This window comes from Bacillus sp. ABR (assembly GCF_056172715.1).
On the sequence record NZ_JAOYSL010000004.1, the window covers coordinates 165,680 to 186,994 of the forward strand.

General features: G+C 42.5%; 20 protein-coding genes. 12 read left to right on the forward strand and 8 right to left on the reverse strand.

Going from position 1 to position 21,315, the window contains the following annotated elements; genetic code table 11:
- Positions 1-37: 37 nt before the first annotated feature.
- Positions 38-823, reverse strand: a complete 786-nt coding sequence (locus OIT90_RS14300; RefSeq protein WP_474892659.1) for a carbon-nitrogen family hydrolase — start codon at positions 821-823, stop codon at positions 38-40.
- Between the two features lie 247 nt (positions 824-1,070).
- Between OIT90_RS14300 and OIT90_RS14305 the strand changes: the two genes are divergently transcribed.
- On the forward strand, positions 1,071-2,027 hold the full coding sequence (locus tag OIT90_RS14305; protein WP_474892660.1) for an acetylxylan esterase: 957 nt from the start codon (positions 1,071-1,073) through the stop codon (positions 2,025-2,027).
- A gap of 35 nt (positions 2,028-2,062) precedes the next feature.
- Here OIT90_RS14305 and OIT90_RS14310 read toward each other — a convergent pair whose 3' ends face one another.
- Entirely contained in the window at positions 2,063-2,377 is a 315-nt protein-coding gene (locus OIT90_RS14310; RefSeq protein WP_024424319.1) for a hypothetical protein, read from the reverse strand.
- 92 nt (positions 2,378-2,469) lie between these two features.
- Between OIT90_RS14310 and OIT90_RS14315 the strand changes: the two genes are divergently transcribed.
- The 5 genes from OIT90_RS14315 (at position 2,470) to OIT90_RS14335 (ending at position 8,681) form a co-directional block, all read left to right on the forward strand.
- Positions 2,470-3,240 (forward strand): nucleotidyltransferase domain-containing protein, encoded by a 771-nt coding sequence (locus OIT90_RS14315; RefSeq protein WP_058837291.1) that lies wholly within the window; start codon positions 2,470-2,472, stop codon positions 3,238-3,240.
- 161 nt (positions 3,241-3,401) lie between these two features.
- Entirely contained in the window at positions 3,402-4,319 is a 918-nt protein-coding gene (locus OIT90_RS14320; RefSeq protein WP_058837292.1) for a proline dehydrogenase family protein, read from the forward strand.
- 23 nt (positions 4,320-4,342) lie between these two features.
- Complete coding sequence (pruA, locus tag OIT90_RS14325; RefSeq protein WP_047202099.1) at positions 4,343-5,890, forward strand: L-glutamate gamma-semialdehyde dehydrogenase; 1,548 nt, start codon at positions 4,343-4,345, stop codon at positions 5,888-5,890.
- Positions 5,891-6,016: 126 nt separating this feature from the next.
- Positions 6,017-7,249: a PucR family transcriptional regulator gene (locus OIT90_RS14330; protein ID WP_058837294.1), complete on the forward strand. Its 1,233-nt coding sequence runs from the start codon at positions 6,017-6,019 to the stop codon at positions 7,247-7,249.
- Positions 7,250-7,382: 133 nt separating this feature from the next.
- Positions 7,383-8,681, forward strand: a complete 1,299-nt coding sequence (locus OIT90_RS14335; protein ID WP_039176390.1) for an arsenic transporter — start codon at positions 7,383-7,385, stop codon at positions 8,679-8,681.
- A 119-nt stretch (positions 8,682-8,800) separates the two neighbouring features.
- Here OIT90_RS14335 and OIT90_RS14340 read toward each other — a convergent pair whose 3' ends face one another.
- Both OIT90_RS14340 and OIT90_RS14345 read right to left on the reverse strand, forming a co-directional pair.
- Entirely contained in the window at positions 8,801-9,478 is a 678-nt protein-coding gene (locus OIT90_RS14340) for an amino acid ABC transporter permease (RefSeq protein WP_047203935.1), read from the reverse strand.
- A gap of 12 nt (positions 9,479-9,490) precedes the next feature.
- Positions 9,491-10,297, reverse strand: coding sequence for a transporter substrate-binding domain-containing protein (locus tag OIT90_RS14345; RefSeq protein WP_372556208.1), 807 nt, complete (start codon positions 10,295-10,297; stop codon positions 9,491-9,493).
- A gap of 247 nt (positions 10,298-10,544) precedes the next feature.
- On the opposite strand from OIT90_RS14345, the gene OIT90_RS14350 reads away from it, so the two are divergent.
- On the forward strand, positions 10,545-10,874 hold the full coding sequence (locus tag OIT90_RS14350; protein ID WP_039182972.1) for a YckD family protein: 330 nt from the start codon (positions 10,545-10,547) through the stop codon (positions 10,872-10,874).
- Positions 10,875-10,916: 42 nt separating this feature from the next.
- Here the strand turns inward: OIT90_RS14350 and OIT90_RS14355 are convergent, their stop codons facing one another.
- Complete coding sequence (locus OIT90_RS14355) at positions 10,917-11,681, reverse strand: MBL fold metallo-hydrolase (protein ID WP_058837296.1); 765 nt, start codon at positions 11,679-11,681, stop codon at positions 10,917-10,919.
- Between the two features lie 115 nt (positions 11,682-11,796).
- Between OIT90_RS14355 and OIT90_RS14360 the strand changes: the two genes are divergently transcribed.
- Both OIT90_RS14360 and OIT90_RS14365 read left to right on the forward strand, forming a co-directional pair.
- Positions 11,797-12,213, forward strand: coding sequence for an Lrp/AsnC family transcriptional regulator (locus tag OIT90_RS14360; RefSeq protein WP_039176401.1), 417 nt, complete (start codon positions 11,797-11,799; stop codon positions 12,211-12,213).
- A 28-nt stretch (positions 12,214-12,241) separates the two neighbouring features.
- Positions 12,242-13,048, forward strand: a complete 807-nt coding sequence (locus OIT90_RS14365) for an AAC(3) family N-acetyltransferase (protein ID WP_064498645.1) — start codon at positions 12,242-12,244, stop codon at positions 13,046-13,048.
- A 1-nt stretch (position 13,049) separates the two neighbouring features.
- On the opposite strand, the gene OIT90_RS14370 is transcribed toward OIT90_RS14365, so the two are convergent.
- The 3 genes from OIT90_RS14370 to OIT90_RS14380 all read right to left on the reverse strand — a co-directional run bounded on the left by OIT90_RS14370 (position 13,050) and on the right by OIT90_RS14380 (position 15,810).
- Entirely contained in the window at positions 13,050-13,436 is a 387-nt protein-coding gene (locus OIT90_RS14370; protein ID WP_064498646.1) for a competence protein ComJ, read from the reverse strand.
- A gap of 120 nt (positions 13,437-13,556) precedes the next feature.
- Positions 13,557-15,254 (reverse strand): methyl-accepting chemotaxis protein, encoded by a 1,698-nt coding sequence (locus OIT90_RS14375; RefSeq protein ID WP_126682175.1) that lies wholly within the window; start codon positions 15,252-15,254, stop codon positions 13,557-13,559.
- Between the two features lie 127 nt (positions 15,255-15,381).
- Positions 15,382-15,810: a NucA/NucB deoxyribonuclease domain-containing protein gene (locus tag OIT90_RS14380; RefSeq protein ID WP_039176411.1), complete on the reverse strand. Its 429-nt coding sequence runs from the start codon at positions 15,808-15,810 to the stop codon at positions 15,382-15,384.
- 367 nt (positions 15,811-16,177) lie between these two features.
- On the opposite strand from OIT90_RS14380, the gene OIT90_RS14385 reads away from it, so the two are divergent.
- From OIT90_RS14385 to OIT90_RS14395, 3 genes are read left to right on the forward strand one after another with little or no spacing between them, the layout of a single operon-like run.
- Entirely contained in the window at positions 16,178-18,247 is a 2,070-nt protein-coding gene (locus OIT90_RS14385) for a hydantoinase/oxoprolinase family protein (RefSeq protein WP_058837300.1), read from the forward strand.
- Complete coding sequence (locus tag OIT90_RS14390; protein WP_058837301.1) at positions 18,237-20,225, forward strand: hydantoinase B/oxoprolinase family protein; 1,989 nt, start codon at positions 18,237-18,239, stop codon at positions 20,223-20,225. The genes OIT90_RS14385 and OIT90_RS14390 overlap by 11 nt, the downstream gene beginning before the upstream one ends.
- Positions 20,222-21,307 carry an ABC transporter substrate-binding protein gene (locus tag OIT90_RS14395; protein WP_058837302.1) on the forward strand — a complete coding sequence of 362 codons (1,086 nt, stop codon included), beginning with the start codon at positions 20,222-20,224 and terminating at the stop codon, positions 21,305-21,307. The genes OIT90_RS14390 and OIT90_RS14395 overlap by 4 nt, the downstream gene beginning before the upstream one ends.
- Positions 21,308-21,315: the final 8 nt, after the last annotated feature.

Consider the following 21,315-nt stretch of genomic DNA (forward strand, 5'->3'; position numbering starts at 1 on the left):
TTAATTAAACGCAAAAAGCAGGGGAGCACCCTGCTTTTTAATATAAGTCCAGACGCTGATCCGTCATAACTGGAATTTGCTGCCTGACTTCATCCACTAGCTGAAGATCAATTTCCGCATAATAAATGTCTTCGTCATCGCGTGTTTCAAGCAGTATGCGGCCGAGTGGGTCAATCACCATGGAGTGTCCAGGGAATTCTGTGTCTCTGCTTGTGCCTGTTCTGTTTACAGCAATCATAAATGACTGGTTTTCAATCGCTCTTGCGATGAGCAGGCTGCGCCAATGGTCCACTCTTGCTGATGGCCATTGCGCCGTATTGACGAGCACCTTCGCCCCTTTGTTCACAAGTGTTCTAGAAAGCTGCGGGAAGCGGAGGTCATAGCAGATCATCGCGCCAATTTTCACATCTTCACTATAGTCAAATAAACCAAGCTGATCACCAGCGGTTAAATAGTTGTGCTCATCCATTAGACGGAACAAGTGAATTTTATCATAATCTAACAGAAGCTCACCTTGGCGGTTAAAGACATACATCGTGTTGGTGATGTTTTCATCTTCTGTTCGCTTATTTAAGACACTGCCTGCGATGAGATGTACTTGGTGCTTGCGTGCAAAGGAAGAGAAAAGTTGTTTTGTGCGTTCACCGTTTACATCCGCAAGTTGATCGGCTTGTTCAAGGGCGTAGCCGGTATTCCACATTTCAGGTAAAATGATCAGGTCAGGCTGCTCGTGAATTGCTTCTTCTAAGAAAGCTTCTGCTTTTTTAAAGTTCAATTCAGGTTCTCCAATTTGTACATCCATTTGGATAAGGGCGACTTTCATAGGGATTCCTCCTTTTTTCGCTATATGTCATGTGAAAATTCATGAACGATCGATCATCTTCATGAATATATTGTAAAGGATGATTCTGTCTGAGAACATCTAGTCTTTATGGTCAGTTTCTTTATCATAAAGGTTTCCATCATCTTTGCCAATAGAAATGTCAGAAGGTTTTGGTAAATGACTTTCTCAATCAAGAAATGAGTGGTATGATATATATAACTAATAAAACAAAGGGGAATAGTAGGATATGCAATTGTTCGATTTATCATTAGAAGATCTAAAAAAATATAAACCAAAGAAAACAGCACGTCCTGATTTCTCAGACTTTTGGAAGGCATCGCTTGAAGAACTGCGTCAAGTGAAGGCAGATCCAGCGCTTGAACCTTATGACTATCCAGTGAAAGGCGTCAAAGTGTACCGCCTGACATATCAAAGCTTTGGCCATTCTAAAATTGAAGGCTTTTATGCTGTGCCTGATCAAACTGGTCCGCATCCAGCGCTCGTTCGTTTTCATGGCTATAATGCCAGCTATGATGGCGGCATTCACGACATCGTCAACTGGGCGCTGCACGGCTATGCAACATTTGGTATGCTCGTCCGCGGTCAAGGCGGCAGTGAAGATCAGGCAGTGACACCAGGCGGTCACGCTTTGGGATGGATGACAAAAGGCATTTTATCAAAGGAAACCTACTATTATCGCGGCGTTTATTTAGATGCCGTCCGTGCACTCGAAGTGGTTCAATCCTTCCCCGAAGTAGATGAACACCGAATCGGCGTGATTGGTGGAAGCCAAGGAGGTGCATTAGCGGTAGCCGCCGCAGCCCTTTCAGACATTCCGAAGGTCGTAGCAGCAGATTACCCTTATTTATCAAACTTCGAGCGTGCAGTGGATGTGGCATTGGAGCAGCCTTATTTAGAAATCAATTCATACTTTCGAAGAAATAGTGATCCAAAAGTGGAAGAAAAGGCATTTGAGACATTAAGCTATTTTGATTTAATCAATTTAGCTGGATGGGTCAAACAGCCAACATTGATGGCGATCGGTCTGATTGACAAAATAACCCCGCCATCTACTGTGTTTGCGGCATACAACCATTTAGAAGCAGAAAAAGACCTGAAGATATATCGCTATTTTGGACACGAGTTTATCCCGACTTTTCAAACAGAGAAGCTCGCCTTCTTACAAAAGCACTTGCTCAAATAAAAAAACAAAGAGGCCGCTCTAGGAGGGCCTCTTTTTTAATAACTCGTATTCTGCCTCGTTTTTTCATCAGGCACTAACGCTGTGATGATCAGGGCAAGAGCTGTGATGATATGCAGGATGAATCCGAGTATCGGAATCCAGGCGAGGCAGGATGTGATAATCCCAATGATGCTGCCAATCATTGGTCCTTGGTCTCGCTTCGATAAGACGAGTGTGATAATATGCAGAATAAGCATGACCATGAGCGGTGAATAGCCATTGCTAATAATAAATAGTCCTCCGATGACAGGGATGGCAAGACAGGCTTCAAAAATCCCGGTGATCCATTTCATGATGCGAGATATAGACATGAGATCCAACTCCTTTTTCATATATGTCTTATTCGTATTTTACCAAATCGTGATGAAGTCATGCAGATTTCTATAGAAAGAGTTGATGGTTGATGAGAGAGAGAATCAAGGCAGAGCTGAAAATCATCGAAGAAACGTATGACGTCAAGATTTGCCTCGCGGTCGAATCAGGCAGCAGAGCATGGGGATTCCCTTCGACTGATAGTGACTACGATGTTCGTTTTTTATATGTGCCTCGAAAAGAATGGTATTGGGCGATGGAAGAGCATCGTGATGTCATTGAACGGCCGATTGATGACATGCTTGATATCAGCGGCTGGGAGATTAGAAAGGCACTTCGCTTATTCAATAAATCGAATCCGTCCATCATGGAATGGCTGTCTTCTGACATCATCTATGCTGAATCCTTCTCTTTGGCAAAGCAGCTAAGAGAATTAAAGGATCGAGCGTTTTATCCCGCAGCATTGATGTATCATTACCTCAATATGGCGAAGCGGAATGAAAGCAGGCATTTACGAGGAGAGCAGGTGCGAATCAAGAAGTATTTCTATGTGCTTCGTCCGCTACTTGCCTGTCAGTGGATTGAACGCTACCGGACGGTTCCGCCGATGGACTTTCATGAACTGCTCGAGGAACTAGTGGAGGAAGGACCGCTTTTAGCGGAAATCCATGAGCTGCTCAAACGTAAAATGGACGGCGAAGAAATGGATGTAGAAAACCGCCTCGCTTATGTCCATCCATTTATCGACAAAGAGATCGAGCGATTTGATGAATTGGTGAAAAGCTACAATCAGCCGAAAGACAACCTGATGCAAGAATTAAATGAGCTGCTGCAGTCTACCCTTGATGAGGTGTGGGCGTAGGCAGGGAAGAGCCAGCCGGATCGCGGCAGGCTCTTTTTTATCTGTTATTGTGATAAAACCACAAAAAAAGTCAGAATTTTTGTCATCTTCAAATATTGTAGCGGACAGCTTATGAGCCTTACAATAAAGACATAGCTTACAAAGAGTGGGAGGTGCCCTTTATGGAGTCGGTCACAAGAAATTTCTTCTTGTTTTTGTCAAAGAGCAGTCTCTTGAACCATATTGCTCGTAATTGGGGAAGTGCTGTTGCATCTAAGAAAATCATCGGAGGGAAGGACTTTGAGAGTGCCATCCCTGTGATTAAGCGATTAAATGACCAAGGAATGGCTGTGACAGTTGATCACCTTGGTGAGTTTGTCACAAAGGCAGAGATTGCAAATGAACGGACGACTGAGTGTATTCAAACCATTCAGCGGATTGCAGAGGCGGGACTCAATTCTCACGTGTCACTCAAAATGACATCACTTGGCCTGGATATTGACGATGACCTTGTGTATCGCAATATGAAAAGGATTTTAGATACGGCAGAGAAGCACCGTATCATGGTGACAATCGATATGGAGGATGAACAGCGCTGTCAAAAAACGCTGGACATTTTTAAAGAGATGAAATCTCAATATGAGTATGTCAGTACGGTCTTGCAGGCGTATTTGTACAGAACAGAAAAGGATCTTGATGACCTAAATAAGCTGCAGCCATTTTTAAGACTTGTAAAGGGTGCCTATAAGGAGTCCGCCGAAGTGGCGTATCCAAACAAAAAAGATGTCGATCAGAATTATCAAAAGCTGATCGAAAAGCAATTGCTCTCAGGGAACTATACAGCCATTGCGACACATGACGATCGAATGATTGAGTTCACGAAAAATATTGTGAAAAAACACAATATACAGACAAGTCAGTTCGAATTTCAAATGCTGTACGGCATGAGATCAGAAACACAGCAAGCACTTGTGAAAGAAGGCTATCAAATGAGGGTCTATACTCCGTATGGACGAGAGTGGTATGGCTACTACATGAGACGTCTTGCAGAACGGCCGGCAAACATTGCCTTTGCTTTAAAAGGAATGACGAAAAAATAATTTGAAACGGGAGCGTGACAAAAATGACAACACCTTACAAGCATGAACCATTCACGGATTTTAGCCAGGAAGAAAACCGCAAAGCGTTTGAACAAGCATTAGCTAAAGTAACAGAATCACTTGGTCAAACCTATCCGCTCGTGATAAATGGAGAAAGAATTGAAACGAAAGACAAGATCGTTTCAATCAATCCAGCGAAAAAGGATGAAGTGGTTGGAACCGTCTCAAAGGCCGGGAAGGAAGAGGCAGAACAAGCGGTTCAAGCAGCAGCGAAAGCATTTGAAACATGGCGCTATACGTCTCCTGAAGAAAGAGCAGGCGTATTATTCCGTGCTGCGGCAAGCATTCGCCGTAAAAAGCATGAGTATTCAGCCCTTCTTGTAAAAGAAGCAGGTAAGCCTTGGAATGAAGCGGATGCAGATACAGCAGAAGCGATTGACTTCCTAGAGTATTACGCTCGTCAAATGCTGGAGCTGGCGAAAGGAAAACCAGTGAACAGCCGCGAAGGGGAACGCAATCAATATGTGTACACACCAACTGGCGTGACGCTCGTCATTCCGCCGTGGAACTTCTTATTTGCCATCATGGCAGGAACAACAGTAGCGCCAATCGTCACTGGAAATACAGTTGTTTTAAAACCAGCAAGTGCGACGCCTGTCATTGCAGCCCGTTTTGTGGAAGAGCTTGAGCAAGCCGGTCTTCCAAAGGGTGTTGTCAACTTTGTACCAGGAAGCGGTGCAGAGGTTGGGGATTACTTAGTAGATCATCCGAAAACAAGTCTGATTACATTCACTGGATCAAGAGAAGTAGGGACACGTATCTTTGAACGTGCGGCAAAAGTGCAGCCAGGCCAGCAGCATTTAAAACGTGTCATTGCTGAAATGGGCGGTAAGGATACAGTAGTTGTTGATGCGGATGCAGATGTTGAATTAGCGGCTAATGCCATTTTCACATCAGCCTTCGGGTTTTCAGGTCAAAAATGTTCAGCTGGATCGCGGGCAGTCGTCCATGAGAAGCTGTATGACCAAGTGGTTGAGCGAGTGAAAGAAATCACAGAAACGAAAACAACAGCCAATCCGCTTTCTGCGGATGTTTACATGGGACCTGTCATTGATCAAGCGTCCTTTGACAAGATCACGGATTATATCGAGGTTGGCAAACAGGAAGGCCGCTTAGTCACTGGCGGAACGAGTGATGATTCGGAAGGATACTTTATCCACCCGACCATTTTTGCAGATCTTGAGCCGACTTCCCGTTTAATGCAAGAAGAAATCTTTGGACCAGTGTTGGCTTTCTCGAAAGTCTCAAGCTTTGATGAAGCACTTGAGGTAGCCAATAACACAGAATACGGTTTAACAGGTGCTGTCATTACGAATAATCGTGATCACATCAACCGTGCGAAGCAGGAGTTCCATGTGGGGAACCTTTACTTTAACCGTAACTGCACAGGTGCCATCGTTGGTTACCACCCATTCGGCGGCTTCAAAATGTCAGGAACGGATTCAAAAGCAGGCGGTCCAGATTACCTAGCTCTGCACATGCAGGCAAAAACGATTAGTGAAATGTTTTAATATGGAAAAAGCATGAACCTGCACTGATGGGTTCATGCTTTTTTTGCCTGTCTGCGACTTGTTTCTATACAAATCTGACTGGAAAGAAGTATGATAAATGTATCACTTAATCAGGGAGCAATCGGGATGGAAGAGATATTAGAAAAGCTTCATACATTTTTTGATGTCGATAAATTAATTGCATTTATTAGCGGGTATTTAAAGAAGCCAGTCATTTTAGAAAGCACAGAGTGTCAGCTCCTTGCTTATAATTCTTACAGCATTCAGCAGTTTGACCCAGTCAATCAGCAAACGATTTTCTCCAAGGAATGTCCGGGGTCTGTGGTCGATTGGTTAAAGAAAACAGGGGTAATCGAGCGGCTTTTCGCGGAATCAAAGCCTTTTTATGTGAGCGGTCATGACGAGCTCGGATTTAATCGGCGGGTGGCTGTGAGTGCCAAGCATAAACAAGAGGTAGTAGGCTTTATTTGGGTGCAGGACATTGAGGATTCCCTTACTCAGGAAGAGCTGCAATTTTTACACGAAGCTTCCTTTCAGGTTGGAAAAGTGATATATAAGAATAAGAAACAGCTTGAGAAAAAGGAAGGCAAGATTGAAGAGTTTTTCAAAAAGGTCATGGATGATCATTTTTATACAGAAGAAGAGCTGAAATGGGAGGCTGAGAACTTAAGCATTCCACTGCCAGCCGTATTTACCGTCATGGTCGTGCACGCTGCCGATAACAAAAGTGAGACGGCAGAAGATGTGAAGGATGTCATTCGAACGTATTTGCAGCTAGAGGATAAAGTGAATCACGTCTATTCGGTTCAAGCAGATATCGTTGTTATATTAGGCAGCCTGTCAGATCGGCACTCACCGAAAGCGACTGCCGCTGATGTCATCGCACATCTGCAATCGAAAACGCATGCGCATCCCTCCCCTTTGTATATCGGAATGGGAAGAGAGTATCGTGATGTCATGAAAATGAGTACAAGTCGATTTGAAGCGATAGAGGTCGTCAAGGCAGTGAAAATTGTTGGAGGACAAGAACTGATTCCATACGATTATGAGAATTTAGGGGTCTTCCGGTTTTTAGACTCCATTTACAGTCATCAAAAAAAGAAAAACGACTTCAATCCAGATTTGTTACGTTTGAAGGAAAAAGACCGCGAAAGTCAAACTTCGTTTTTAAAAACGCTTGAAGTCTACTTATTGAATAACTGCAAGCTAAAGCCAGCAGCGGAGCAGTTGTTTATTCATCAAAATACATTAAACTATCGAATGAAACAAATTTTTGACATGACGTCGATCGACTTAAGTCATTTTAGCCAGCGGTGTGAGTTATTTATTGAATTGATGCTGATGAAAAAAGATCAATAATATATGATGGAATCCGCAGGTGCACGGGATCACCTGCGGATTTTCATGTGAAATGCGAAAATGGCATACAACTGATGTATTTCGTTGTATGATAGATAAAGATTTTATGAGAAAAATGAAAGGGGGGCCACCTTTGGGTTCAGTCACCTTAGCCATTTTGATTTTCATCATGACCCTCGTCCTTGTCATTTGGCAGCCAGGACGTGTCACCATAGGATGGTCAGCATGTGGGGGCGCCATTCTTGCGCTTGCCTTTGGCGTCGTTCATCTGGGCGATGTGTGGGAAGTTACGCAAATTGTATGGAACGCCACCTTTGCTTTTATTGGTATTATTATCATTTCGTTAATTTTAGATGAGATCGGCTTTTTTGAATGGGCTGCACTGCATATGGCAAAAGCCGCAAGAGGCAACGGTGTCCGCATGTTTATTTATTTAACATTGCTCGGCGCTGTTGTGGCTGCTTTTTTTGCCAACGATGGAGCGGCACTGATTTTGACCCCAATCGTCTTATCTGTCGTGAGAGCGTTGAAGCTGGATGAGCGCATGGTGCTACCTTTTGTGATGGCAAGCGGCTTTATTGCAGATACAACCTCCTTGCCATTTGTCATTAGTAACCTGGTCAATATCGTATCAGCCGACTATTTTCATATTGGTTTTCTAGAATATACAGCGAATATGTTCGTGCCAAACCTTGTGTCGCTTGGGGCGAGCATGCTGGTTCTGTATGTGTTTTACCGAAAGCTTATCCCAAAAACCTACGATCTGTCACAGGCGAAAGAGCCGGCATCAGCTATTCGAGATATCCGTATGTTCCGTTTGTCTTGGTATGTGCTCGGCTGTCTGCTTGTTGGTTATTTTGCGGGCGAGCTGATCGGTGTTCCAGTGTCCATTATTGTAGGCGGGATTGCCCTTGCTTTCTTGTGGCTGGCGAGAAGAAGTCCGCAAGTGGCGACAAAGCGAGTGATCAAAGAAGCGCCGTGGTCCATTGTATTTTTCTCGATCGGTATGTATGTCGTCGTATATGGACTGAAAAATGTTGGCCTTACTGAAATATTGGCGGCATGGATCGAGCAAGGGGCATCACATGGCTTGCTTGCAGGAACGATGTTTATGGGTGTACTTGCCGCAGTGCTGTCCTCTGTGATGAACAATCTGCCGACCGTTTTAATTGATGCGATTGCCATTGGACATACAGATACAGCAGGTGTCATGAGAGACGGACTGATTTATGCCAATGTTATCGGCTCCAACCTTGGACCGAAAATGACCCCAATCGGCTCATTGGCGACATTGCTGTGGCTTCATGTCTTAAAGAAAAAAGGCGTTCATATCTCTTGGGGGGCTTACATGAAAGCCGGAATCATCCTGACCATCCCAACCTTGATCCTCACTTTACTCGGATTATATGTGTGGTTATGGCTTATTCATTAATTATCGTGTATAACAAACCCTCGCATTCGCCCGCAGGTCTGCGCTCCGGTGCTTAGGGCTGCAAAGGTTTTCTATCATGCTGAAAAAGAGCAGATCCATGAGATCTGCTCTTTTTTTTGCTACAGATATTTCGCATAGCGTTTTTCTAAAAAGTCCTGAAGCAATGAGACGACACTGCAAATGCCCCAGTAAATGAGTGCGACCAAAATATACATGGTCATATAATCAAATTCTCGTCCGCCTACAATTTTTGCTTGCTGGAAGAGCTCTGGTACAGTAATCATCGCTGCCAGTGAGGAAGCTTTGATTAAATCAAGCATGACATTGGTCAATGGCGGCAAGGCGATGCGGACGGATTGAGGCAAAATGACACCGCGCATCGTTTGCCAATAGCTGAGACCTAATGATTTAGCCGCTTCCACCTGTCCACTTGGAACAGAGGAGAGGGCCGCCCGATTAATTTCTGCAATATAGGCAGCACTATTGAAGCTGAACCCAATAATGGCGGCAGTGACTGCTGTAAACTCAATGCCGATATAAGGGAACCCAAAATAAAGAATAAACAAAATCACCAGAATGGGCACGCCTCGCATGAATGAGATATACAGCCGTGCAGGCAGCTTAAGAATCCATGAATTCGCCATCCTGGCAAGAGCGATAAAAAAACCAAGAATGGTACCAAAAAACATGCTCACAAAGGAAATGAGCAGCGTCAGCCAGATGCCTTTCATGACAAACGGAAATGACGCCTTTGCCAGTGCAGGATTAAATATATATTCTAAATGAATATCTCCCACGATTGCGGCTCCTTATTTGGAAATGTCGACATCTTCGACATCAGCATCAATTTTCTTTGAGACGTCTGCATGATTAAAGAATTTCTCAGAAATCTTTTTCATTGTTCCGTCTTTTTTCATGTCGCTTAATACACGATTCAATTCTTTTTGAAGCTCTTTGTTGTCCTTCTTCATGACAAAACCTTGTTCATTCGGCATGTATTTCAAGTCAGGGTGAATCGTAATATTTAATTTAGGAAATGCAGCAAGAGCCAGTGTCTGCAAGTAATAATCATTTAAAATGACATCTGTTCGGCCGTTTGCAACATCCTTTAAGTATTGCTCGTTTGTCGCATTATCATAAATGACTTCCTTTGCACCGTACTTACGAGCGACATCCATGTAAATCGTCGTGGCAGCACCTGCTGCTTTCTTTCCTTTTAAATCTTTTAAAGTTTTAATGCCAGATAAATCATCTTTCCGTACGATAGCCGTTCCGTAGGAATACTTATAAGGGGTTGAAAAGGCAAACTTGTCTTTTCTGTCATCTGTGATGTCGATATCATTTGCAGCGGCATCCACTTGACCAGAATTAATGGCGCTCAGCATCCCGTCATAACCCATTTCTTTAAATTCTACTTTCACATCAAGACGTTTAAACGCTTCTTTGACAACTTCTACTTCATAGCCAGTTAATCGATCCTTGCCATTAGAAGTATCATGATAAGAAGTTGGATAAAGGGTGCCTGAAGTTGCAACCACGATTTTTCCTTTCTTTTTAATCTCATCCCACTTTGTGTCTCCAGATTGAGATGAGCCTGATTGGCTGCAAGCAGACATGATAAAGATGCAAGCAGATACAACAAGCATGATCCATATAGATTTTTTATGATAAAAACGACTCATTTAAGAATCCTCCTCTATTTTTGATACAAAACAAAACATAGCACGCTTTTTCTGATAGGACAACGTTTTCAGAAGAAAAGTGAAAAAGTAAGAATATTATAAGCAATTTGCGTGTTGAAATAATGTATAAAAAAGGAAAGTGAGCGCAAAATAAAGGCGAATAAAGGAGGGAACAACAATGATGAAAAAAATAAGCGGTTTGATCATCTTGTCGATGATGCTGTTATTTGGTTTTCAGATAGAAACGGCTCATGGAGAAACACCTCAAATGGAAAAGCGCCCGGTGACACACCAAGTGAAATTAACAGCAGAACAACAAAAACAAATTGAAATCCTTGAGCAGCAAATTCTTTCTAAACGAAAAGCAGTCATTGAGAAATATGTACAGTATGGCGTGTTAACAAAGGAACAAGGCACACACATCACGAAACGAATGGATGAGCATTACAATCATTTGAAAAAGAACGGATTTGTTCCATTGCTGAAAAAACCACAGCACCATCGCCCATAATAATGATAAAACCGGCAGCGAGGTGCCGGTTTTTTATTGTGATCAGAAGGTGAGACTTTCCCCATCTTGAGGGACAAAAATGGCTTGATCTGCATGATGCTCTTGAATGTAAGCTTCCAAAGCAGCTCTTGTTAACAAGCAATGATTCACAGCTTCAAGATGACAGGCGACAATTTGAGCTTTTGGCTGAGAACGGTGAATGTCTAAAATTTCTTCCTTAGTCATGGTAATCGGATCGCCTTCTAAAAATTGAGCAGCTCCGCTATTGACCACAATGACGTCTGGCTTGCATGTATTCACAACCTCTTTCGGTTCATCACACCAAATGGTATCACCTGCAATATAAAGGGTAGGTTCATCAGGGTGAGAGAAAACAAAACCGCTCACCTGCCCCATTCGCTTCGCCGTTTCTCCCGTCCCATGCTGTCCACCTGTACGTTTAATATGAACGCCGCAAATGTCCATTTCATCTTCAATGCATGTGACATGCTGAAATCCAGCTTCTTCAACTTCTTTTCGATCCTTCTCCGATTGAGTATAAATTGGCCCATCTTGAGCTAATTTCCTTTTGGCCTCGTCGTCAAAGTGGTCCACATGTAAATGAGAGAGTAAGACAGCATCTGGGTGTAACAGACTGTCTAAATCTATATTTACAGGAAGCTCCACAATAGGGTTGTTCAAATGTTGATTGGCTGTATGAGGGAACGGTGGATATGTTCCTTTTGCTGCCAAAAAGGGATCGATTAAAAAAGTTGAATGACCATAGTGAAGGTATAAAGTAGCATTGCGAATGAGTGTAATTTTCATAAAAAGGCCTCCTTTTTTTCTGATTAAGTTTACAGTATATTAAAAGAGTTCTATGTGACAGAGGATCATGAAAGTCTTTTATCGGAAGGGCTTGATTTTTGAAAGAGGTGAGCCAATGCTAGACCAAACAGATATGAATATTTTAAAAGAACTATCAAAGAATAGCCGATTAACGATGAAAGCTCTAGGTGAAAAAGTTCATTTAACCGGCCAAGCTGTTGCAAATCGGGTGTTAAAGCTAGAAGAAGAAGGCGTGATCGAAGCATATACCATTTCAATTGATTGGCAGACGCAAAAGACGATTCAAACATTTTTGCAGCTCTATACCCGGAGTCATCATCATGAACCACTTCTGTCGTTTCTTTATGAAAAGGAAGAAATCAAGAATTTGTTCAAAATAAGTGGTGAGGGCTGTTATATGGCTGAAGGACATTTCTCGAGTCATGATGAGCTTGATCAGTTTTTAACGGAGCTGACAAATTACGCAAATTACAAACTGTCTATTGCGGTTAAACGTCTCATTCATCAATAATCGAAGAGACGCAGGAGGAAAAGGAACGATGCAAAAATTAATCGAAAATCAAGCTGAACCGATGACAAAGGAAACAATCAAAGCAGACTTGGAACAACTTGGTGTGAAAAAGGGCATGATTTTATGTGTTCACTCATCTTTATCATCCATCGGCTGGGTAAACGGAGGCGCTGTAGCCGTCATACAAGCATTGATGGAAACCTTAACAGAAGAGGGGACACTCATTATGCCGGCACAAACGTTAGAGCTTTCTGATCCTGCCGATTGGATTGATCCGCCTGTTCCTTATTCATGGTGGAAATCGATCAAAGAAACAATGCCTGCATTTGATCCAGCTTACACGACGCCAACAGCAATGGGAAAGGTAGCGGAAACATTTTGGAAATACCCAGGCGTGGCGAGAAGCAACCATCCCCATTTTTCATTCACAGCCTGGGGGAAAAGAAAACATGAAATTCTGAAACACCATGCACTTTCCTTTGGATTAGGAGAGCATTCGCCTCTTGGTCGCATGTATGATCTTCATGCTCAAGTGCTGCTGCTTGGTACAACATTTGAAAGCATGACAGCTTTTCATCTAGCTGAATACCGAATCCCCCAGCAGGACCTCATGACAAGAGGAGCCCCTATTTTAGAAAATGGGTGGAGAGTATGGAAAGAGTACCAAGATATCATCACAAGAGAAGAACTATTTGAACAGATTGGCCGTGATTTTCTGCAATCAGGAGGCCTCCATCAGCACAATCAAATCGGACTTGCCAGTTCATATTTATTGCCAGTGAGAGAATCGGTAGACTATGCGGAAAAGTGGCTTGATTTATACGATCAGTCGTAATCTACACTGTTTGGAAATTTACATAATAAACATCTTGATCAGGCTGCTGTGAGGTATAGCAGGTAAGCTGATAGTCTCCTTTTGGAATGGGGAAAGACAGTACATGAGCCATGACGCTTGTGATATAAACTTGATCCCTTGTATGCGTAAAGGGCACTGTTATAGCTCTATCAATAGAGACTTGGGGCTCATCGCTATTTAATGTCACAATAATAGACGCCTTTCCATTATTGATTCCTTCAAAGGAAACTCCTTGATCTCCAGTTGCGAATCCTTGAAGAATGTCCTCATCTGTCCAATCAATGATAGGTGGTGTTTCGCTTCCGGTGTATACCGTGATTTGGTGGTAGGAGATAGATAGAGAATAGGTTTGATTTAAGAGATTCATATAAAAAACTCCTTTATTCATGGATTTTCGTTGAAACGTAAATGGTTGAAAGAGTCATTCTTGAGGAGAAAGTTAGGCAGCAAGACGATTGCAGCCGTCTTGCGCTATTTGTTGTGGGATCTAGATGTGAAATTGCGAGACCATTGCTTTTAAATCTCCTGCTAAATGGGCAAGTGCTTCTGATGAAGCTGTTACTTCTTCCATTGCAGCAAATTGTTCTTCTGTTAAACCTGCTACTTGCTGTGAATGTTCACTCGTTCGTTTAACGCCTTCTGTAATAGACGCAAAAGACTGTTTCGCATCGTTAGTATAAGCTGCGATTTTTTGTGATGCACTCGATAAATGCTTAATGCCATCTGCCATTTCTCTCATGGACTGCTGGATATCATGAAAAGATTCTTCTGTATGAGAGATAAGGACAGCCCCTTGAGCTGCTTCTTCTCTTACTTGTTTGATGGCATTCGTCGAATGAGTCATCTCTTTTTGTATTTCAGAAATGAGATGGGAAATCATGTTTGATGATGCTTGAGATTCTTCAGCGAGCTTTCTCACTTCGTCTGCGACAACAGCAAACCCTTTTCCATGCTCACCTGCCCGTGCTGCTTCAATTGCTGCATTAAGAGCTAGCAGGTTTGTCTGGCTGGCGATATCTGTAATGACTTTGGAAATATGATCAATTTCAGCTGAACGTGTTTCCAATGCTTGAATTGCTGTACCGTTTTCTTCAATTGATTTTGCAATAGATGTCATTTGTGAATGAACTTCACCGATATTGTGTACACCTTTTTGGGCAATTTCTTGTGCGAAGTGACTTCTTGAAGCCATTTGTCCGGCATTTTCAGTGATGTTTGCCAGCTCGTTTGATACTTGAATCATCTTGTGCTCACTAGCTGTCATTTGAGCGGACTGTTCTTCTGAAGATTGTGCCACTTCTTGGATCGTGTGGGTGATTTTTTCTGATGCTGCACTCGTTTCTTCTGCGCTAGCTGACAGCTGTTCAGAGGATGTGGCCACTAATTCAGACGTGTTCATGACATTTAGAATGGTTTGATTTAGTTTTTCACGCATCTTATTGAAATGTCCAGCCAGATCAGACAATTCATCTCCGGCAGTATCCGTCACATTGATGGTTAAATGACCTTCGCCTGCACTCTTAATGGCAGAAGCCAAATGCTTGAGACGTACCTGAATCCGCTTAGTGAAAATAGAAATAATGATGACTGAAACGATCAGACTTAACAAAAGGACGATGACAAATTGTATATAGAATGACTGAAGCATTTGTGAAATCATGCTTTGATTAGCGCCAGTATAAAAAATACCAATTGTTTCGCCTGCTTCATTTTTGATTGGCATATAAGCCGTTTGATAGTCTTTCCCAGCAACATTTGCTGTCCCGTAATAATTTTCTCCTTTGTCTAAAACAGTGGTCTTCACTTCAGGAGAGACTTCAGTACCTACAGCTCGTTTCCCGTTTAACATGACATTCGTAGCAACACGGGTATTTCCTTGAAAAATCGTGATGGTATCACCGGTATATTCGGCTAATTGGTCAACCAATGTGTCATGATCATTGATTTGCGTATTTCCTTTGAATAGCTTGTCTTCTTTAATCTGCCACGAGCCTGACACTTTTTCATTTAGGTAGGCGTAGCCTAGTTTTAAGTCACCTTTTGCTTTTTCAGTTGCCATTTGCTTAATATTTTCTGTCATTTCGCGATTCACAACATAACCAACAACCGCAGAAAAGATGATGAGGACACTTAAAAAGATCAGCAAAATTTTGGCGCCTAGCCTCAGTTTTCCCTTTTTCTTCATGATTTTTGACTCCTTTAGGTATAAGGTAGGATATCCCTCCTTAAGGATTATCGGCATGAAAAAAGTGTTTAAAATACCTGCAAGCAGTCATGTGAAAGTTTTTTTAATATAGAAAAGGGAAAGGCGGCTAATCGATGATAAATTGAATTCTTGTGCCGTCAGGATCATCCGATAATTGATGACTAACCCACGAGCCTGCGCCTCTATTATCAGAAGGGCGTACATATTTGACAGAAGCTCCACTGCCTCCTTCTTTGCACATCGCCATTGGCCATTCGTCCCGATCATACCCGCGCTTTGTTGGAATGCCATGTAGTGATCGATCTCTCTGCTCATCACTATGTTTACGGTCAATTGTACAAATGGACGAATGACCTTCATCAATGGCTTCTTCTATGTGCTTGGCTGTTTCTGGATAGCGGTCTGATGGAAAATGAATGGTTTTGTCATAAGATGAATTCGCTGTCTCTTGTTTCCCTTGCTCTAGCTGGATATAGCCTGTTGCTACACCAATGACAATCAATAAAAGCAAGAGAATCATTTTAAGAAGTTTCATAGATGCTGGCTCTCTTTCTTGTTTGCGTATTTTGTAAACAGAAGTATAGCAGAATTACTTACCAATTTCTCCTGGTTTTGAAAAAACGTCTTTTAAAATTCAAAAAACAGTTTTTACCTGATTTCTTGCTTTTCATTTTTGTAGAAATTCATAAAAATTTTAATTTTGTGGGTCAGAAAACGAATATGCTCATCCAAAATGGCTTTATCACTGCTTTTTTGGCTAATTTCAAGAATTTAACACACAGAAATTTCAAAAAAATAAAATTGACTAGACCGATCTGCTTTAATAATATGGAGTCAAATATCAAAAAATGTCGTAATTTATCAAAATATGATTCTAATTACATTGTAGGAGGGAAGTACAAATGGCGGATGTCTCATACCGGCTCGGAATAGACATAGGCGGAACATTTACTGATTTATCGCTGATAAATGAAGCAACAGGGGAGCTGACTGAACTCAAAACGCCTACAGTGACTGATGACCCAGCCCAAGGAATTATCAATGGGTTAAATCTTCTAAAAAAAAGAGGTGTTGATTTATCCAACATCCAATACCTCGTTCACGGAATGACAATCGGTCTGAATACATTATTACAGCGAAAAGGAGCAGATTTAGCCCTTTTTGTGACAGAAGGATTTCAAGATATATTGTCACTTCAACGTTTACGACTACCCGTTCCTTATGACTTCAATTCTCGTTTGCCAGAACCATTGATACCACGGAAGCATGTATATCCAATCTCTGAAAGGTTGATACACGATGGTACGATCAAAAAACCTCTCCATCTGCAGCAATTAGATGATGCGGTCCAGCATGTTATATCTAAAAAGCTAGCAGGTATCGTCATTTCATTTTTACATAGTTATCAAAACCCAGTTCATGAATTACAGGCAAAAGCCTATATCAATCATCATTATCCACAGTTAGAAGTCCTTACCTCATCTGAATTATGGCCTCAAATGAGGGAATACGAGCGTACAGTGATGTCTGTTGTTAATTTGTACATTCAGCCAAAGGTGAAACAGTATTTGCAAACATTGAAAAGCCGTTTGAAGGAAGAAGGTGTACCAATTTCTCCATACATTACACAATCAAATGGTGGTTTAATGGATGCAGAAAGTGCGGCAACCTCGCCTGTTAAGACTCTCTTTTCTGGTCCGGCAGCTGGTGTCATCGGTGCGGCGAGAATTGCAGCATCAGCGAGTGAACCCAATCTGATCACTTTTGATGTTGGGGGGACGAGTGCAGATATCTCAATCATTCAAAATGGACAGCCTACAATGGCTCAATCCAATCAGCTTTCAGGCTTCCCAATCATTCTTCCATCTGTTGCGATGTATTCAATAGGAGCAGGAGGAGGTTCGGTAGCATGGATTGATCAGGGCGGACTTCTCAAAGCGGGGCCGGAATCAGTTGGCTCAAACCCGGGACCAGCTTCGTATGGAAAGGGAGAAAAAGCAGCTTTAACTGATGCGTTTCTCATATGCGGTTATCTCAATCAAGAACGTTTTGCCGGAGGACATTTACATTTACAACTGTCTGCGGCGAAAAAGGCCTTTCAGCCAATTGCTGATCAGCTCAACAAAACGCTTGAAGAGGCGGCTGACCAGCTCATTCAAGTAGCCGTAGCCAATATGTACACAGAATTAAGCAATGTGATGGAGCAGCAAGGATTTGACCCTAGAGATTTTAGTTTGCTGGCGTTTGGCGGAGCAGGACCGGTTGTGGCGAATTTCCTTGCAAGAGAAATTCATGCGAAAAATGTAGTTGTTCCTCCAAGTCCTGGTACATTATGTGCGTTAGGTGCTTTAACAGCTGATTTTATCCATGATGCGGTGCTGTCGAAGAAAATATGTTTACAAGACTATTCGATCAACCAACTAAAACAAGATTATGAGAAGCTGTCACGAAAAGCGACTGATTGGGTCAGCCAGCAGAACATTCAGCATATCAATCAGACATCCATTCTCTTATTAGCAGACGCACGATATCAAGGGCAGGCATTTGAGATTGAATTGCCATTATCGATTGATTGGTTAAAGCAAGAACAAGACATCCACCAACTTATTGAAGCCTTTCACAAATTGCATCAGCGTCAATATGGTCATAGGGATGATCAGGCAAAAATCGAGTTTACTCATTTACGCGTTCGAGTCATAGGTGAGACGCCTCCGCTGCCTTTTTCACCTGTTCAAGAAAGCATGGGACAGTCTTTGAAACCAAATGAATATAGACGAATTTTTATAGAAGAAAAAGAATACGAAGCATCGGTTTATAATCGGGATACGCTGTCAGTAGGTTCTATTGTAAATGGGCCTGCCGTGATTGAGCAGGATGATACGACAACATTAATTTTGCCAAACTGGACAGGCAGTATTGATCCATCAGGTAACTTAGTGATTTCAAAGGAGGCGGCTTTACATGAGAACTGACCCAGCAAAGCTTGAGATGATGCGCAGTTATTTTAATGCGATTGCATCAGGTATGGGGCATGTCATTGAACGGACGTCGTTTACGACCTTCGTCAAAGAATCTGCTGACTTTGCGACAGCACTAGCCACACCTTCTGGAGATTTCTTTGTTTATCCGAAGACAGTGGGTGTGACGATCTTTTTAGGGCTGAGTCTAAAAAAAGCAATTGAAGAAAGCGGACAGATGCAGCCAGGAGACATTATCATCACTAATGATCCTTATACGACAGATGGTTTGGCGACTCACCTGCCAGATGTCCATATCATTAAGCCGATTTTTGTAGATGGTGAAATCGTAAGCTATGCTTGGTCTTTTGTTCATGTCAGTGATGTGGGTGGCCTTGTGCCTTCGAGTATTTCACCGACAGCAACGGATGTTCATCAAGAAGGATTAAGAATTCCGCCAGTAAAAATTTATGAAGGTGGGAAAGAGAATCAGGTCGTACGTACTTTTTTGAGAGCTAACAGCCGCGCTAGTCATCTAAACGATGGTGATATCAATGCGATGATTGCTGCAGTGAATACAGCAGATATTCGGTTAAAAGAAATGATTGAGAAATTTGGAAAAAACGAAGTGAAACAAGGAATGATAGACTTGCTGAAGCAAGCCGAGGATCGTGCTGGAAAGGTCATTGAAGCTATACCGGATGGAACGAGTGAATTTGCTGATTATTTAGATGATGATATGATTTCAGACGTCCCTATTCGGTTGAAAATCAAGCTAACGATCAAAGGCAAACGGCTGACGCTCGATTTTTCTGAGTGTGACCCGCAAGTAAAAACAGCCTTTAACCTTGTTACCAATGGTCAGAAGCATTCCTTTCTTTATCAAGGGTTGATTAATTACATCATTAGTAAGGATCCTTTTATACCGATTAATGGTGGAATAACGTATCCAATCGATGTGATCTCTCCTAAAGGAACGCTGGTGCATCCAGAATATCCAGCCTCTGTCGGGATTCGTCATTCGATTACGATGAGGCTGTACAATGTCGTGCTAGGTGCGATTGGTAAGCTGCTGCCTGAAGCAGTACCGGCAGCAGGTGCAGGTCAATCTGCCATTGTGGTTCTCTCTGTACCTGATGATCAAACGGGTGGCAGGAAAATGTCCGTTGTCGAACCATTAGGCGGAGGCGGCGGTGCTCAAAATGGTACTGATGGAGTTGACGGTATTGATCATTCGTCAGGCTTTTTGAAGAATACCCCAATTGAGAGTTTGGAACAGCATATTGATATTCATGTTCACCGATATGAGCTTCTGCCGAATACAGGTGGAGCTGGTGAAAATCGAGGCGGACATGCGATTGGTTTGGAATTTGAAATGATGAAGCCTGAATCGATGGTGACAGCACGAGGAATGGAACGGATGAAGTTTCAGCCTTGGGGTTTAATGGGCGGCCGAGCAGGAGCGGTTGGTGAGGTCAAGCTGATCACAGCTAATGGTGAGAAACAAGACCAGCCCAAAATAGATGTTCTGCGACTTGAAAAAGGCGATATCGTTCAATTGATTTCACCAAGTGGAGGCGGCTGGGGGAATCCATTTGCCAGAAAGAAAGAAAAAGTCCTTCAGGAAGTGGAAGCTGGTCTATTAAGTGAAGAAAGAGCGCTGCAGCAATATGGTGTTCAAGTGTATTTAGAGCAAAATGAATGGAAGATTGATGAGGAGCAGACGAGCAAGGTGCGTGAAAAGGCTGGTGATCCTGCAGCTACTGATGTGTGGGATTTCGGAGAACAAAGAGCAGCTTATGAGAAAGTATGGACGGACGAAGCCAGTAGTGAGCTAGCCGTTCAGCTGCGTTCCTATCCGGCTAATGAACGTACGCACTATAAACATGCAGTTCATCAATATTTCAGTCATAGAAATGAGCCGTTAACAAAGGAAGATATTACTCAAGCACTTCGTCAAATGAATGGACAAAAAGGGGGAAATGAATCATGAAAAGAAGATTAATCGCTATTGTTGCAGGTATCCTATCCATCGTTGTACTGCTGACCGCTTGTGGTGGAAATGGAAAGGATCAAGGCAAACAGCAGCAGACTGTGATTGTTGGCGTATATGGAGGCGATTGGGAAAAGAATATCAAACCAATCCTTGAAAAGTTTGAAAAAGATACGGGAATTAAAGTGCAGACCGTCTCTGGAGCGGATTCTGAATGGTTTACAAAATTAAAAGCGTCAAATGGGAAAAATCCACCATATGACTTACTAATCTTACAGCCTGACACGATTCAAAGAGGTATTGCAGCAAACGTTCTTGCGCCTATCGATGAAGATCAAGCGCCGAACGTCAAAAAGCTTTACCGTTCTGTCCAAAAGAAGCTTACTGTGAATGGAAAACAATATGCAGCAGGCTTTAGTATGGGGCAGCTTGGAATTGCTTATAGAAAAGATCTCGTCAAGCAGGAACCAAACAGCTGGACAGACCTATGGAGCAGTCAGTTGAAAGGGAAGGTAGCCATTTCATCTCCGACTTATTCAGCTGGTTTGCAATTTTTCTCTGCACTTGTTCATGCACAAGGGGGGACAGAATCAAATCCTAAGGATATTGATAAAGCATTTAAAAGTCTCGCGCAATTAAAAGGTCATGTCGCTGCTTTTCCGGATAACCCAGGATCGATTCAAACCTTGTTAGAACGTGGGGATGTCGCAGCTGTTCCGTATTGGGACGGGCGAGTATTTGCACTTGAAGAAGAAGGAATGGATATTGGTTTCTCATATCCGAAAGAAGGCGCTGTTGCAGCTGTAGCGAGCTGGGCTTTAACGAAAGGAAGTCAGCACGAAGAAGCGGCATACAAACTATTAAACTACTTGAGTGGAAAAGAAGCTCAGGAGGCTTTCTCGGAAAAATCTTATTATGGCATGTCGAATTCTGATGTGAAGTACAATGACAAGATTAAGGGGAAAGTGAAAGTTGGAGAAAATTATTACAGCAAGCTGACTTGGGTAGATTATGAAACAGCAACCTCTGAGCTGGGCAATTGGACAAATCGATGGAACGAAGTATTAGGCGGAGGAAAATAGGTGATCGC

What these genes read in the sequence shown, in the direction of transcription:
- OIT90_RS14300 (WP_474892659.1), bottom strand. Translation starts at nt 823, where the DNA reads ATGAAAGTCGCCCTTATCCAAATGGATGTACAAATTGGAGAACCTGAA.
- OIT90_RS14305 (WP_474892660.1), top strand. Translation starts at nt 1,071, where the DNA reads ATGCAATTGTTCGATTTATCATTAGAAGATCTAAAAAAATATAAACCA.
- OIT90_RS14310 (WP_024424319.1), bottom strand. Translation starts at nt 2,377, where the DNA reads ATGTCTATATCTCGCATCATGAAATGGATCACCGGGATTTTTGAAGCC.
- OIT90_RS14315 (WP_058837291.1), top strand. Translation starts at nt 2,470, where the DNA reads ATGAGAGAGAGAATCAAGGCAGAGCTGAAAATCATCGAAGAAACGTAT.
- OIT90_RS14320 (WP_058837292.1), top strand. Translation starts at nt 3,402, where the DNA reads ATGGAGTCGGTCACAAGAAATTTCTTCTTGTTTTTGTCAAAGAGCAGT.
- pruA (WP_047202099.1), top strand. Translation starts at nt 4,343, where the DNA reads ATGACAACACCTTACAAGCATGAACCATTCACGGATTTTAGCCAGGAA.
- OIT90_RS14330 (WP_058837294.1), top strand. Translation starts at nt 6,017, where the DNA reads ATGGAAGAGATATTAGAAAAGCTTCATACATTTTTTGATGTCGATAAA.
- OIT90_RS14345 (WP_372556208.1), bottom strand. Translation starts at nt 10,297, where the DNA reads ATGTCTGCTTGCAGCCAATCAGGCTCATCTCAATCTGGAGACACAAAG.
- OIT90_RS14350 (WP_039182972.1), top strand. Translation starts at nt 10,545, where the DNA reads ATGAAAAAAATAAGCGGTTTGATCATCTTGTCGATGATGCTGTTATTT.
- OIT90_RS14355 (WP_058837296.1), bottom strand. Translation starts at nt 11,681, where the DNA reads ATGAAAATTACACTCATTCGCAATGCTACTTTATACCTTCACTATGGT.
- OIT90_RS14360 (WP_039176401.1), top strand. Translation starts at nt 11,797, where the DNA reads ATGCTAGACCAAACAGATATGAATATTTTAAAAGAACTATCAAAGAAT.
- OIT90_RS14365 (WP_064498645.1), top strand. Translation starts at nt 12,242, where the DNA reads ATGCAAAAATTAATCGAAAATCAAGCTGAACCGATGACAAAGGAAACA.
- OIT90_RS14370 (WP_064498646.1), bottom strand. Translation starts at nt 13,436, where the DNA reads ATGAATCTCTTAAATCAAACCTATTCTCTATCTATCTCCTACCACCAA.
- OIT90_RS14375 (WP_126682175.1), bottom strand. Translation starts at nt 15,254, where the DNA reads ATGAAGAAAAAGGGAAAACTGAGGCTAGGCGCCAAAATTTTGCTGATC.
- OIT90_RS14380 (WP_039176411.1), bottom strand. Translation starts at nt 15,810, where the DNA reads ATGAAACTTCTTAAAATGATTCTCTTGCTTTTATTGATTGTCATTGGT.
- OIT90_RS14385 (WP_058837300.1), top strand. Translation starts at nt 16,178, where the DNA reads ATGGCGGATGTCTCATACCGGCTCGGAATAGACATAGGCGGAACATTT.
- OIT90_RS14390 (WP_058837301.1), top strand. Translation starts at nt 18,237, where the DNA reads ATGAGAACTGACCCAGCAAAGCTTGAGATGATGCGCAGTTATTTTAAT.
- OIT90_RS14395 (WP_058837302.1), top strand. Translation starts at nt 20,222, where the DNA reads ATGAAAAGAAGATTAATCGCTATTGTTGCAGGTATCCTATCCATCGTT.